General features: G+C 73.2%; 12 protein-coding genes. 6 read left to right on the plus strand and 6 right to left on the minus strand.

All coding sequences use genetic code 11. The features are described 5' to 3' along the window. Positions 1-98: 98 nt before the first annotated feature. The 6 genes from OG514_RS36030 to OG514_RS36055 all read left to right on the plus strand — a co-directional run bounded on the left by OG514_RS36030 (position 99) and on the right by OG514_RS36055 (position 7,467). Positions 99-1,331, plus strand: a complete 1,233-nt coding sequence (locus OG514_RS36030; protein ID WP_266902036.1) for an aminotransferase class V-fold PLP-dependent enzyme — start codon at positions 99-101, stop codon at positions 1,329-1,331. Continuing rightward, positions 1,316-2,650 carry an extracellular solute-binding protein gene (locus tag OG514_RS36035; protein ID WP_266902038.1) on the plus strand — a complete coding sequence of 445 codons (1,335 nt, stop codon included), beginning with the start codon at positions 1,316-1,318 and terminating at the stop codon, positions 2,648-2,650. The genes OG514_RS36030 and OG514_RS36035 overlap by 16 nt, the downstream gene beginning before the upstream one ends. 2 nt (positions 2,651-2,652) lie before the next feature. Then, positions 2,653-3,636 carry a carbohydrate ABC transporter permease gene (locus OG514_RS36040; protein ID WP_266902040.1) on the plus strand — a complete coding sequence of 328 codons (984 nt, stop codon included), beginning with the start codon at positions 2,653-2,655 and terminating at the stop codon, positions 3,634-3,636. Further along, positions 3,633-4,448, plus strand: a complete 816-nt coding sequence (locus tag OG514_RS36045) for a carbohydrate ABC transporter permease (protein ID WP_266902042.1) — start codon at positions 3,633-3,635, stop codon at positions 4,446-4,448. Before OG514_RS36040 ends, OG514_RS36045 begins: the two co-directional genes overlap by 4 nt. A 5-nt stretch (positions 4,449-4,453) precedes the next feature. Continuing rightward, on the plus strand, positions 4,454-6,370 hold the full coding sequence (locus tag OG514_RS36050) for a glycoside hydrolase family 36 protein (protein ID WP_266902044.1): 1,917 nt from the start codon (positions 4,454-4,456) through the stop codon (positions 6,368-6,370). A 68-nt stretch (positions 6,371-6,438) separates the two neighbouring features. Continuing rightward, the gene (locus OG514_RS36055; RefSeq protein ID WP_266902046.1) at positions 6,439-7,467 is read left to right on the plus strand and encodes a LacI family DNA-binding transcriptional regulator; all 1,029 of its coding nucleotides are present in this window, start codon (positions 6,439-6,441) and stop codon (positions 7,465-7,467) included. Between the two features lie 31 nt (positions 7,468-7,498). Here OG514_RS36055 and OG514_RS36060 read toward each other — a convergent pair whose 3' ends face one another. The 6 genes from OG514_RS36060 to OG514_RS36085 all read right to left on the minus strand — a co-directional run bounded on the left by OG514_RS36060 (position 7,499) and on the right by OG514_RS36085 (position 13,487). Beyond that, on the minus strand, positions 7,499-8,179 hold the full coding sequence (locus OG514_RS36060) for a GntR family transcriptional regulator (RefSeq protein ID WP_266902048.1): 681 nt from the start codon (positions 8,177-8,179) through the stop codon (positions 7,499-7,501). Between the two features lie 47 nt (positions 8,180-8,226). Beyond that, positions 8,227-9,612 (minus strand): aldehyde dehydrogenase, encoded by a 1,386-nt coding sequence (locus OG514_RS36065; protein WP_266902049.1) that lies wholly within the window; start codon positions 9,610-9,612, stop codon positions 8,227-8,229. Beyond that, a complete protein-coding gene (locus OG514_RS36070; RefSeq protein ID WP_266902051.1) occupies positions 9,609-10,613 on the minus strand; it encodes a proline racemase family protein in 1,005 nt (334 codons plus the stop codon). The genes OG514_RS36065 and OG514_RS36070 overlap by 4 nt, the downstream gene beginning before the upstream one ends. 32 nt (positions 10,614-10,645) lie before the next feature. Further along, positions 10,646-11,554: a dihydrodipicolinate synthase family protein gene (locus tag OG514_RS36075; RefSeq protein ID WP_266902053.1), complete on the minus strand. Its 909-nt coding sequence runs from the start codon at positions 11,552-11,554 to the stop codon at positions 10,646-10,648. A 30-nt stretch (positions 11,555-11,584) separates the two neighbouring features. Beyond that, positions 11,585-13,066: an NAD(P)/FAD-dependent oxidoreductase gene (locus tag OG514_RS36080; RefSeq protein ID WP_266902317.1), complete on the minus strand. Its 1,482-nt coding sequence runs from the start codon at positions 13,064-13,066 to the stop codon at positions 11,585-11,587. Between the two features lie 106 nt (positions 13,067-13,172). After that, entirely contained in the window at positions 13,173-13,487 is a 315-nt protein-coding gene (locus OG514_RS36085) for a (2Fe-2S)-binding protein (RefSeq protein WP_266902055.1), read from the minus strand. Positions 13,488-13,512: the final 25 nt, after the last annotated feature.

Here is a 13,512-nt window from a genome sequence, read left to right on the forward strand (position 1 = left end):
AGGGACTGAATTTGAACGCTCCAATCCCATGCTCATCCGATGCCGCCACACACGCGGCTCCCGGCCCCGCTCCCGGTCCAGCCCTCGATCGCGGTCCGATGCCGGGCTACCTCGACCACGCCAGGATCGGACCGCTCTCCCACCGGGCCGCCGCCGCGCTCGCCGCCGCGACCGCGCTGGCCGGCCGCGCGGACCCCGCCGACCTCGACCGGCTGTTCGCCCTGAGTGACGCCGCCCGGACCTCCGCGGCGCGGCTGCTCGACGCCCGGCCCCACGAGATCGCCCTCGCCCCGTCCACCAGCAACGGCCTGTTCACCGTGGCCGCGGCACTCCGCGGCCCCGGCACCGTGCTTGTGCCCCGCGGCGAGTTCCCCGCCAACGTCTATCCCTGGCTCCGTTTCGCCGGCCGCGGCGGCCCGGACGTCCGCCTCCTCGACCCGGACGGGCAGCGCCACATCACCGCCGACCTCCTGCGCCGTCATCTCACTCCCGACGTCACCGCCCTCACCGTCAGCGCCGTCGACTCGCTCACCGGGCATGTGGCCCCGCTCGCCGCCCTCAAGGAGGTCCTCGGGCCCGACCGGCTCCTGATCGTCGACGCCATCCAGGGGCTCGGCGCCGTCCCCCTCGAAGCCGATGCCGCCGACGTCCTCGTCAGCGGCGGCCAGAAGTGGCTCCGGGCCGGCTGGGGAGCAGCGCTGCTGCTGATCCGCGACCAGTGCGGCGAGCGTCTCGCTCCCGGGCTCGGGGGCTGGGCCGGTGTGACGGAGCCCTTCGCCGTACGGCATCCGGCGCCGTCCCTGCCCGGGGCCGCCGCCCACCTCGCCACCAACCCGGACTTCCCGGCCGCCGCGGCCATCGGCGCGGCCGTGGACGACCTGCTCGACCAGGGCGGCCCGGCCGTCGTCGGTACCCGGATCCGGGCCACCCTCGCGGAGCTGCTCGACCGGGCGCGACGGGCGGGCGCCGAAGTCCTGTCGGACGGGCTCGGTCACCGGGAGCGCGCCGGAATCGGCACCTTCCGCCTGCCCGGTCATGACCCCGCCACCGTCCACCGCGCACTCGAAGCATCCGGGGTCATCGTCACTCGCCGGGACGAGTGGATCCGGCTCTCCCCTCACGCCTCCACCCCGTCCGCCGCGGCGGACCTGTTCGCGGAGGCACTGCAGACCCCCACCCACCGCACGACGCGCACCCACACCGACACCCACAGCACCCCCGGCACCACCGCCAGCACCAGCACCAGCACCAGCACCAGCACCAGCACCAGCACCGAAAGCAGCGCCCACCCCCGTACCGACATCCAGGAGCCGACATGTCCCACCAGCTGACCCGCCGACAGATGCTTCACCTCGCCACCGCCTCCGCCGCCGGGCTCGGTCTGGCCGCCTGCGGCGGTGGCGGATCGGGCGGCGGCGCCGCCGGTGCCGACGGCGACAGCGGGAAGATCACCGTCTGGAGCTGGACCACCGCGGCCGAGGCGCTGCGCGGTGTGGTCCCCTCCTTCGAACGCGACAACCCCGGCATCACGGTCGACGTCCAGGACGTGGGCAACCCCGCCATCTGGGACAAGATCACCGTCGGTCTCGCCTCGGGCGGCAAGGGCATCGCCGACGTCCTGCACATCGGCGTCGACTACCTGCCCGGCTACCTGGAGAAGTTCCCCCAGGGCCTCGCCGACCTGTCGAGACTCGGGGCCGACCGGCACGAGGACGCCTTCGTCGAGGGTCTGTGGCCGACCGTCGTGGGCAAGGACAGAGCCGTCCACGCCCTCCCATGGGAGGTCAACCCCCTCGGGCTGTTCTACCGGCACGACTACTTCGAGAAGGCCGGTGTCGACCCCGCCTCGCTCTCCAGCTGGGACGACCTGATAGCTGCGGGGCCCAAGATCCGTGCGGCCACCGGCGCCCAGCTGCTGGGGCTCGACAAGCCCGGCACCACCCAGGACATGGACTTCTTCCAGAACCTGATGCAGCTCCAGGGGGCCTTCTACTTCGACGCCGAGGGCAGGGTCACGCTCGCCTCCCCGGAGGCCGTGCGGGCCCTCACCGTCATCAAGCGGCTCAACGACGGCGGCCTGCTCGCCGACACCGCCGGCCAGGGGACCTGGAAGCGGCTCGTCGGTCAGGGGAAGCTCGCGACCGCCCCGTACCCCGCCTGGGCCATCGAGTACCTGGCCACCAAGTTCCCCGCCCAGAGCGGCAAGTGGCGCGTCATGCAGCCGCCCGCCGCCGTCCCCGGGGGCGGGCGCAGCGCCATCGTCAACTCCACCTATCTGACCGTCTCCGCCACCAGCAAGCGCCGCAAGGCCGCCTGGCGCTTCATCGAGTACGCGCTGACCAAGCCGGCCGAGATCAACCGGATGTTCGCCTCCGGCGGCGTCTTCCCCGCCCTCAAGAAGGCATACGCGGACCCGAAGTTCAGCGCGCCCCACTCCTTCTACGGAGGCCAGCAGGTGCTGCGGTCCTTCGTCGCCTCGCTCGACTCCGGTTCGGCCGCCACCAACTTCACCGGTGACTACAGCCGCGCCCTGAAGCTCGCCGCCGACGCCCAGAGCCAGGTGCTGATCAAGGGTGCCGACCCGGCCCGGGCGCTGAAGGTCGCGGCCGAGCAGCTCGCCCAGCAGACCGGTCGGCAGCAGGCGGCCTGACCATGTCCCTCGCCCCGTCCGAGAGCGCCCCCGCCGGAGCCCCTGCCGGGGCCGCCGCCGCTACCGGCACGCCCGCCGGCCGCGGCGGCCACCGCCGCCGCGGAGGCGCCCGCCCCGGCCGACGGCGGCTGCTGACCCGCGCCTCCGTCCCGTACCTGCTGATCATGCCCGCCGTCCTGGGCTTCGCGGTCTTCAAGGCGTACCCCATCGCGGCCTCGTTCTGGATCAGCCTCACGACCGGCAACGGCGACGCCCGACAGTTCGCCGGACTCGCCAACTACCGGCGGCTCCTGGACGATCCGCTGTTCTGGACCGCGTTGAAGAACACCGCGCTGATCCTGGTCGTCCAGGTGCCCCTGATGCTCGGCCTCGCGCTGCTCGTCGCCCTCGGGCTCAACTCCACCAAGGTCTGGCTGCGCCCACTGTGGCGACTCGGGGTCTTCGTCCCCTCGCTGACCGGCCTGGTCGCCGCCGGCGTGATGTTCTCCGTGATCCTGAACCACGACGCGGGACTGCTGAACTGGGTCCTCTCCCTGTTCGGCATCGACCGGGTGAACTGGCTCGGCAGCCCCTTCTGGGCCCGCGTCGGCGTCGTCCTCGTCATCACCTGGCACTACACCGGCTACAACGCCGTGATGTACCTCGCCGGACTCCAGGGCATCCCCAAGGAGCTGTACGAGGCCGCGATGGTCGACGGCGCGGGACCCGTCCGCCGCTTCTTCGCCATCACCCTGCCCCAGCTGCGGCCGATCCTCCTGCTCACGGTGGTGCTCTCGACCATCGGCACCCTGCAGCTCTTCGACGAGCCGTACGTCCTCACCGGCGGCGGCCCCGACAACTCCACCCTCACGGTCACCATGTACCTCTACAACAACGGCTTCAAGTACTTCGACTTCGGCTACGCCTCGGCCCTCGCCTACGCGCTCGCGCTGATCGTGTCCGTACTCGGCATCCTCCAGGTCCGTCTGATGGGAGAGCGCCGATGAAGTTCCGCGGCCCCCTGCTCACCGTGCTGCTCGCGGGTGCCTTCGGGCTCTGCGTCGGACCGTTCTGGTGGCTGGCCATGGCCGCCACCCAGGACGACAAGGACGTGTTCTCCTGGCCGCCGAAGCTGCTGCCCGGCGGCCACCTCATGGAGAACCTCCACGGCCTCCAGGAGTCCATCGGCCTCACGCGCGTCCTCGTCAACACCCTTGTGGTGGCGGGCCTCCAGACCGTCGGCGCGGTCGTCGTCTCGGTCCTCGCGGGTTACGCCTTCGCCAAGTTCGAGTTCCGCGGGCGCAATCTGTTCTTCGTCCTGCTGCTCAGCACCCTGGTCATCCCCGACGCGGTGATGCTGATCCCGATCTTCCAGATGATGATGGACCTGGGTCTTATCGACTCGTACGAGTCCGTCGTCCTGCCCGGCCTGGTGACCCCGTTCGGCATCTTCCTGATGCGGCAGGCACTGCGCTCGATGCCCGACGAACTCCTGGACGCGGCCCGCGTCGACGGCGCGGGCGAACTGCGCGTGCTGTGGCGGATCGTCATCCCGGTCAACCGGCCGATCATCGCGGCGCTCGCGCTGTTCGTCTTCCTCGGCGGCTGGAACCAGTTCGTCTGGCCGCTGATCGCGCTGCGCAGCCCCGAGATGTACACGCTGCCCGTGGCCACCGCCACCCTCCAGGGGCTGTCGACCACCAATTACGCGCAGGTCCTGCTCGCCGGCGCCATCGCCGCCATCCCCGTGATGGCCCTCTTCCTCGTCCTGCAACGCCAGTTCATCTCCGGCCTCCTCGCCGGGGCCACCAAGGAGTGACCACCGTGACCACCGCACCACAGAACACCCCTCCTCAGAGCACCGCTTCTCAGCACGTTCCTCATCAGGACGCTTCTCATCAGGACGCCGACGACCAGCAGCCCGTCCCGGCCTGGCGGCCGGGCGCGCCCTCCGGGGACAGTCCCGGCACGGTCGTCCACCGCCGGCTCGCCACGGGCCTGTTCCACTCCACCGGAGACCCACTCGCCCTCCACCTCACCGGGCTCGGCGGCGACCGGTGGGAGGCCACCGTCACCCCGGTCGAGGACGGCGTGGCCCTGATCGAGGTCTCGGCGGCGGCGGCCGTCACCCTCCGCGCCGAATGGCGCGTCCCCTGCGTCGGGGCCACCGCCTACTGGACCCCGAACACCGACGCCTCCCGCTGGCTGCCGCCGTCCTGGATCACCCCCCGGACGGTCTCACTCTCCCTCGGCGCCCCCGTCGCCAGCCTGGTCGGCGCCCACGACCGCGCCCTGTGCACGGCCGCCGCCGGAGAGACCGCCGCGCCCGTACGCGTCGGCGCCGGTGTCGTGGAGGAGAGCGGGGAGTTCGCCTTCACCGTCGAGCAGGACCTCACCCCGGACGGGCCGCCGATGCGGCTCCGGATCGACCTCAGCGGCCGCCACTTCGCCAGCACCCTGCGGGCCGTCACCGCCTGGTGGGCCGAGGGCGTGGACCACCCCGGCGTCGCCCCCGCCGCCCGGATGCCCGCCTACTCCACCTGGTACAGCCTCCACCAGAACGTCGACACCGCCGCCGTCGAACAGCAGGCCGCCCTCGCAGCCGAGCTCGGCTGCGAGAGCATCATCGTCGACGACGGCTGGCAGACCGCCGACCGCACCCGCGGCTACGGCCACTGCGGCGACTGGGATCCCAACCCGACGGCCTTCCCCGACCTCAAGGCCCACGTCACCGAGGTCCATCGGCTCGGCCTCGCCTACCTCCTCTGGTACGCCCTGCCGTTCATCGGCCGGCACAACGACGCCTGGGACCGCTTCAAGGACAAGATCCTGCGCGAGGAGCCCCATCTGGAGGCGGCCGTCCTCGACCCCCGCCACCCCGAGGTCCGCGGCTATCTGATCGACAAGGTCTCCCGCGCCGTCGAGGAGTGGGACATGGACGGGGTGAAGCTCGACTTCATCGACCGGTTCGCCGTCGCCGACCCCCCGCCCGCGCCCGCCGGAGCCGACCGCTCCACCGTCCACGAAGGCCTGCTCCAGCTCCTCGCCGAGCTCGACGCCCGCCTGCGCCGCACCCGGCCGGACGTGATCGTCGAACACCGCCAGCCGTACGTGAGCCCTGGCCTCTGGCCGTACGCCACCATGGTCCGCGCCACCGACTGCCCGCTCAGCCCCGCCGAGAACCGCCAGCGCATCGTCGACTGCCGGCTCACCGCGGGACCCCTCGCCGTCCACGCCGACATGATCATGTGGAACTCGGCCGAGACGCCCGAGTCCGTGGCCGTCCACCTGATCAACGCGCTGTTCTCGGTGCCGCAGATCTCCGTCGGCCTCGGCACGCAGACCCCCGGACAGCTCGCCGCCCTGCGCTTCTGGCTCGGGGTCTTCCGCCGCCACGCCGACGTCCTCCAGCTCGGCGACCTGGAACCGGCCCGTCCGGACCTCGGCTACCCCCTGGTCGGCGCCCACGATCGCGGCACCACGGTGGTCGCCCGCTACGCGCCGCTGCCCGTCGCCCTCCCGGACAGGGACGGCACGGACGGCCCGCGGACCCTGCTCGTCGCCAACGCCGACCGCGACCCCGAGGTGCTCCTGGTGGCCACCCGGCAGGAACGGGCCCTCGTCCTCGTCCAGGACTGCCGCGGTGAGATCCTGTCCGAGTCCGTACTCGACCTCGTCCCCGGAGTGAACCCGGTGACCGTGCCGACCGGCGGCCTGCTCACCCTGACCCGAGAGCACTGAACGACGAAGGGGCCGGGGACGGCCGTCCGCCGTCCCCAGCCCCTCCGACCACCGCCCCCAGAGGAACGATGACCGCTCGACAGGTGACCATCGAGGACGTCGCACGCGTGGCGGGAGTCTCCCGCCAGACCGTCTCGAACGCTCTCAACGCCCCCCACCGGCTGCGCGCCACCACCCTCGCCCGGGTCACCGCCGCCATCGACGAACTCGGCTACCAACCCGATCAGTCCGCCCGCAGCCTGCGCAGCGGCACCCGCAAGGTCATCGGCTATCCCGCCCCCGTCGACAACCCCGCCGACCCCAACCCCCTGATGGGCGGCTTCCTCCAGGCGCTGGTGAGCGCCGCCGACGCCGTCGGCCACCGCATCCTGCTGTTCCGCTGCGACCCCCAGCAGGGGGCCACGGCGGTCGCCAAGTCCTTCAACGGGCTGATCGCGGCCCGCCAGGTCGACGGATTCGTCCTCTCCGACGTGGTGCACGACGACCCCCGCGTCGACGTGCTCGCCGAGGCCGGTTTCCCGTTCGCCGCCTTCGGCCGCACGGCCCCCGGCCGCCCGCAGAACTGGGTGGACATCGACTCGGCCGCAGCCACCGCCTCCTTGGTGGGCCTGCTCCTCGAACAGGGTCACCGCAGGATCTGTTACGTGAATTCCGCGGCCTCGCTGCCCTGGCTCGCCGACCGGCGGGCCGGCCTCCAGCAGGCCGCGGCCGCGGTACCCGACGGTGCCTTCGAGGTCGGCGTCCCCGACGACGACCCGGCCGCGCTCTCCCAGGCCCTGCAGCGCTTCCTCGTCGGCCCGGACCGGCCGACCGCCCTGGTGTGCGCGAACGACTGGCTCGCGCTCGCCGCCTACCACGCCGTCCGCGCGGCCGGCCTCACCGTCGGTGCCGACGTCGCCGTCGCCGGCTTCAACGACATGCCGCACTGCACCCTGATCCAGCCCGCCCTGACCAGCGTGCGCCTGCCCCTGTCGAGCATCGCCCACACCCTCGTCACCCGGCTGATCACCGCCGTCGAGGACCCCGCCGCCGCTCCCACCAGCGGGCTGCTGCTCCCGGCGGAGCCGGTCGTACGGGGCAGCACACCGGTGCGGTAGCGGCGCCCCGACGGGAATGGTCAGGCAGGCCCTAGCCTTCGGCCGGTCCCTCACTCTTGGCCCAGAGGGAGCGGACGTGGCCCAGGTGTCGGGTCATGCACGCCTCCGCGCCCTCGGCGTCCCCGGCGAGCATCAGGTCGAGGAGTTCCAGATGCTCCTCGGCCGACGGGATGAGGTCGCCGCTCTCGTCCAGGGCGGTGAGCCCGTACAGGCGCGACCGCTTGCGCAGATCGCCGACGGTCTCGACGAGGCGTTCGTTGCCCGCGAGGCCGAGCAGGGTGAGGTGGAAGAGCCGGTCGGCCTCCAGGTAGCCGATGAGGTCGTGCTCGCGGGCGGCGCGCACGATCTCCACGGCCACCGGCCGCAGCGCCTCCAAGTCCTCGCGAGTGGCGGCCCGGGTGACGCGGCCGACCGTCGGGATCTCGATGAGCGCGCGGATCTCGGTGTACTGGTCGAGGTCGCGTTCGTCGACCTCGGTGACCCGGAACCCCTTGTTGCGGACGGGCTCGACCAGCCCTTCACGAGCCAGGTCGAGCATCGCCTCGCGTACGGGGGTGGCGGAGATCCCGAAGTCCTCGGCCAGAGTGGGGGCCGAGTACACCACGCCGGGCCGCAGCTCGCCGGAGATCAGGGCGGCGCGCAGGGCATGGGCGACCTGGTCGCGCAGCCGCTCGCGGGAAGCGTTCAGGTCGCGGTGGGTCAGGTGCCCCATGGCGGTGGTGATCCCTTCGGTTCGTTCTCGGTCACCACCGTACGATGTCATGTCGCCGCGCCCGCGGGTGCCAGGGTGTACGTCCGGGAGGACGTGTAGAACTCCAGGGCCGCCCTGCCCTGCTCGCGCGGGCCGTGACCGGACTGCTTGGCCCCGCCGAACGGCAGGTGGAAGTCGACGCCGGTGGACGGGGCGTTGATCCGGATCATGCCGGTGTCGACGAGGTCGAGGCCGTACAGGGCGGCGTCGAGGTCGGCCGTGTGGACCGAGGTGACGAGGCCGTACGGCACGGAGTTGGTGATCCGTACCGCGTGGGCGAGGTCGTCGGCGGGGAGCAGGGCGGCGATGGGTCCGAAGACCTCCTCGTTGAGCAGTCGGTGCCCTGGCGGGACCTTCTCGACCAGGGTCGGGGCCGCGTACCAGCCGGGTGTCGCCGGTACGGTGGCGCCGGCGAGGGCGGGGAGCCCCTGCCAGGCCTCGACCACCCGCTCGCGCGCGCTCTCGTGGACGAGCGGTCCGCACACCGTCTCGGGATCGGCGGGGTCGCCGACCCGGACGGCCCGGAAGGCCTCGGAGAGGGCCTCGCGCAGCGGGTCGAGTGCGGCGCCGACGGCGATGATCCGGCTGGTGGCGGTGCACTTCTGGCCCGCGAACCCGGCGACGGCGGCGGCGATGTGGGCCGCTGCCCGCCCGATGTCCGCGTCGGGCAGGACGATCGCCGCGTTCAGGCCGCCCATCTCGGCCTGCGCGGGGATGCCCCGCGCCGTCGCCGCGCGGACGACGGCCCGGCCCACCGGGGTGGAGCCGGTGAAGGAGACGACGTCGGCGGCCGAGACGAGGGCGTTGCCCTCGGTGGGGCCGCCCGGCAGGACGGCGAACACCTGGTCCGGCAGGGCCTGTCGGACGATCTCGGCGAGCCGCTGGGCGCACGCGGTGGCTTCGGGGGCCGGTTTGAGGACCACCGTGTTGCCGACCGCGAGTGCCGGGGCGGCCTTCCAGCTGGGGATGGCGAAGGGGAAGTTCCAGGGGGTGACGAGCCCGGCCACGCCGTGGGGGCGGCGCCGGTTGAGGAGCAGCCCCGGTCCTGCCGCGGTCTCGTGGACGGTGCCGGTGGGCTCGAAGGGCGCCTGGGCGTAGTAGCGCCAGATCGCGACGGTGCGCGCGATCTCGGCCCTGGCCTCGGTGAGGGGCTTGCCGACCTCGCGTACGGCGAGGGCGGCGAGTTCGTCGGCCGCGGCCTCCAGGCCGGCGGCGACGACGCCGAGCGCGGCCGAGCGGGCGGCCGCCCCGGCGCGCAGCCAGCCGGGCTGGGCGGCGCGGGCCCGCTCGACGGCGTCGGCGGCGGCGAAGGCGCCGGGGGCCGGGAGGCTCACGAGCACGTCGGCCGGGTCGGCCGGGTTGCGGGAGACGAGGGTGGACAGGTCGGTGATCACAGGAGGAAGCCTCCGGGGAAGGGGTCGTCCGGGTCGAGGAAGTACTGGGCGGTGCCGGTGATCCAGGCGCGGCCGGTGACGGTGGGGATGACGGCGGGCAGGCCGCCGACCTCCGCCCCGGCGGTGAGCCGGCCGGTGAACCGGGTGCCGATGAAGGACTCGTTGACGAAGTCGCGGTCGAGGGGGAGTTCGCCCCGTGCGTGGAGTTGGGCCATGCGGGCGCTGGTCCCGGTGCCGCACGGGGAGCGGTCGAACCAGCCGGGGTGGATGGCCATCGCGTGCCGCGAGTGCGCGGCGTCGGAGCCGGGCGCCGTGAGGTAGACGTGCTTGAGTCCGGCGATCTCGGGCTGGCTGGGGTGCACGGGGCGGTCCGGGGAGGCGTTGATCGCGTCCATGATCGCGAGTCCGGCGGCGAGAAGGTCGTCCTTGCGGTCGCGGTCGAACGGCAGCCCGAGGTCGTCGAGGGAGACGAAGGCGTAGAAGTTGCCGCCGAAGGCGAGGTCGTAGGTGACCTTGCCGAAGCCGGGGACGTCCACCGCGCGGTCCAGGCCCACGCAGAAGGCGGGCACGTTGGTGAAGGTGGCGGACTTCGCCGCGCCGTCCTCCACCTGTACGTCGACGGAGACAAGGCCCGCCGGGGTGTCCAGGCGGACGGTGGTGACCGGTTCGACGACGGGCACCATGCCGGTCTCGACGAGGACGGTGGCGACGCCGATGGTGCCGTGGCCGCACATGGGCAGGAGGCCGGACACCTCGATGTAGAGGACTCCGTAGTCGGCGTCGGGGCGGGTGGGCGGCTGGAGGATGGCGCCGCTCATCGCCGCGTGCCCGCGCGGCTCGAACATGAGGAGCGTCCTGAGGTGGTCGAGGTGCTCGATGAAGTGGAGCCTGCGCTCGGCCATGGTGGCCCCGGGGATCACGCCCACACCTCCGGTGATGACCCGGGTGGGCATCCCCTCGGTGTGGGAGTCGACTGCGTGGAAGACATGACGCGTACGCACGGAGTTCCTTTCGGTCCGGTCGGTGGGTCCGGTCAGCGGTGGCCGTCGGCGACGGCCTTCTCGGTGGCGGTACGCACGGCGGTCTCGGTCGCACCGGTGAGGGGGAGGCGCGGGGGGCGGGTGGGGCCGCCGCGGCGGCCGGCGATGTCCATGGAGAGCTTGATGCACTGGACGAACTCGACCTTGGAGTCCCAGCGCAGCAGGGAGTGCAGGGAGGAGTAGAGCGGCCGGGCGGTGGCCAGGTCGCCCGCCACGGCGGCGCGGTACAGCTCGGCGCAGCTCGCGGGGAGGGCGTTGGGGTAGCCGGCGATCCAGCCGACCGCACCGGCCAGGGCCAGCTCCAGGAGGACGTCGTCGGCACCGATGAGCAGGTCGAGTTCCGGAGCGAGTTCGGCGATCTCATAGGCCCTGCGGACGTCGCCGCTGAACTCCTTGACGGCGACGATGCTGCCGTCGGCGTGCAGCTTCGCCAGCAGGCTCGGGACGAGGTCGACCTTGGTGTCGATGGGGTTGTTGTACGCGACGACCGGGATGCCGACCCCGGCCACCTCCGCGTAGTGGGCGATCACGGAACGCTCGTCGGCGCGGTACGCGTTGGGCGGCAGGAGCAGGACGGAGCCGCAGCCGGCCTCGGCGGCCTGCTCGGCCCAGCGGCGGGACTCGGCGCTGCCGTAGGCGGCGACGCCCGGCATGACCCGCGCGCCGTCGCCCGCGGCCTCGACGGCGGTACGGACGACCCGGGCGCGCTCGTCGGCGGTGAGGGTCTGGTACTCGCCGAGGGAGCCGTTCGGGACGACGCCGTCGCAGCCGTTGGCGATCAGCCAGGCCACGTGCTCGGCGTAGGCGTCGTAGTCGACGGAGAGGTCTTCCTTGAACGGCAGGGTGGTGGCGACCATGATGCCGCGCCAGGGGCGGTCGGTGGTCCAGGTGGAGGTGTTCATCTCGACGACCTTTCGGTGGTGTGTGACGTCTTAGGAGGGGACTGGGTCTGTCGGACCGTCGGACGCGGGGGCCGGGTCCGGTGGTCCGTCGAGCGCGGCCAGCGCCGACAGCGGGACGGGAACGGCGAACGGGCGGCGCTCGGACGGTGGTTCAGGGGTGGCTCCGTCGGCGGCGAGGCACGACACGGCGGTGCCGCACATCCGGCCCTGGCACCACCCCATGCCGGCCCGGGTGAGGAGTTTGACGGTCCGGGAGTCTCGCGCGCCGCACTCGGCGACCGCCTCGCGGACCCGGCCCGCCGGGACCTCCTCGCAGCGGCACACGTCCGTGTCGTCGGTCAGCCACCCGGTCCAGCCTGGGCCGGGGGCGTGCGCGGCGGACATGACGTCGGCGAAGGCGCGCATGCGGTCCCGGCGCCGCCGGAGTCCGGCGGTCGCGCCGGCTCCGGTACGGCCGCCGAGGAGCCGCGCGGAGATCGCCCGGCCCGCCAACTCCCCTTCGGTGCGGGCGAGTTCGGCACCGCCGACGCCCCCGGTTTCGCCCGCGGCCCACAGGCCGGGGACCGAGCTCTCCTGGAGTGCGTCCAGGGCGAGGCCCAGGGTGCCGTCGGGCAGCGCGCGGGTGGTGCAGCCGACCGCCACGGCCAGCTCGATCTGGGGCACGAGGCCGTGTCCGACCGCGAGGGCGTCGCAGGCGATCCGGCGGCCCGTCCCCCGTACGGGCCGCCAGTCGCGGTCCAGGCGGCTCACCGTGACGGCCACCACCCGGTCGGTGCCGTGCACCTCGGTCACCGCGCTGCGGAGTCGTACGGGCACCCGGTGACGGGCCAGCGCGGCTGCGTGGACGAGGGCCTCGACCGCTTTGCGCGGGTTGGTGACGAGCGCGCGGGGAGTGCGCCCGTACCGCAGGTATCCCGCCGCCTCGACCACCGCCGGCACCCGCGCGCCGGCCGAGGCGAGCGACGAGGCGACGGCGAGCAGCAGCGGGCCGCTGCCGGCCACGACGATGCGCCGGCCGGGAAGTACGAGCCCGGACTTGAGCATGGCCTGTGCTCCCCCGGCGCCCACGACGCCGGGCAGGGTCCAGCCGGGAAAGGGCAGTTGGCGCTCATAGGCGCCGGTGGCGAGCAGCAGGGCGCGCGCCCGGATCCGGACGGGCGCGTCCGCGCTTCCGTCCGCGCCGGTGAGCGCGTGCGCCGTCCATGTCCCGTCGGTCTCCTTCGCGACGGACCACACGTGATGTCCGGTCAGATGGTCGACGCCGCTCGCGTCCAGGCGTCGGCGCAGGTCGGCGAAGGCCGACCAGTCGTGGTGGAGGGCCTCGGGCCGTACCGCGCCCAGGGTGGGCGCCGGGTGCCGGTAGAACTGCCCGCCGGGCTGGGTCGAGGAGTCCAACAGGGCGACGGAGAGGCCGAATTCGGAGGCGGTGACGGCTCCGGCGAGCCCGGCGGAGCCCGCGCCGACAACCACGAGGTCGTACGACACGTCCGAGCGTCGGGCCGCATCGGGCACGGATTCGGCGACGGTCCCGGCCGAGTCCTTCGGTTCGGACACCGAAGGAGGCCCGGCCACGTCGTCGGGTCCGGATGCCGAGGGAAGCCCGGCCACGTCGTCGGGTTCAGACGCCGAGGCGGTCATGGCCGTGCCCTTCCTGGGTGGTGATCGCGTCGCCGGGGCGGGCCGGGACCAGACAGGCGCGGCGGTTGGGCTCTCCGTTGACGGTGGCGAGGCAGTCGTAGCACTGGCCGATGCCGCAGAACGCGCCGCGTGGGCGGCGGCCGTCCCGAGTGGTGCGCCAGGCCAGGATGCCCGCGCCCCACAGGGCGGCGGCGAGGGTCTGGCCGGGCAGGGCGGGGACGGGCCGGCCGTCGAAGGTGATCTCGAACGGCGGGTCGGGCTGTGCCCCGACGAGGCCGATGGGGGTGCGGGCCACGGGCCCTCCTCTCGTGACGGTGGGT

The organism is Streptomyces sp. NBC_00572 (genome assembly GCF_026341815.1).
Lineage (GTDB): Bacteria > Actinomycetota > Actinomycetes > Streptomycetales > Streptomycetaceae > Streptomyces.

Coding starts and splice junctions, on each gene's coding strand:
- OG514_RS36035 (WP_266902038.1), top strand. CDS start 1,316: ATGTCCCACCAGCTGACCCGCCGACAGATGCTTCACCTCGCCACCGCC.
- OG514_RS36060 (WP_266902048.1), bottom strand. CDS start 8,179: ATGGGGCACCTGACCCACCGCGACCTGAACGCTTCCCGCGAGCGGCTG.
- OG514_RS36045 (WP_266902042.1), top strand. CDS start 3,633: ATGAAGTTCCGCGGCCCCCTGCTCACCGTGCTGCTCGCGGGTGCCTTC.
- OG514_RS36075 (WP_266902053.1), bottom strand. CDS start 11,554: ATGAACACCTCCACCTGGACCACCGACCGCCCCTGGCGCGGCATCATG.
- OG514_RS36055 (WP_266902046.1), top strand. CDS start 6,439: ATGACCGCTCGACAGGTGACCATCGAGGACGTCGCACGCGTGGCGGGA.
- OG514_RS36030 (WP_266902036.1), top strand. CDS start 99: ATGCCGGGCTACCTCGACCACGCCAGGATCGGACCGCTCTCCCACCGG.
- OG514_RS36040 (WP_266902040.1), top strand. CDS start 2,653: ATGTCCCTCGCCCCGTCCGAGAGCGCCCCCGCCGGAGCCCCTGCCGGG.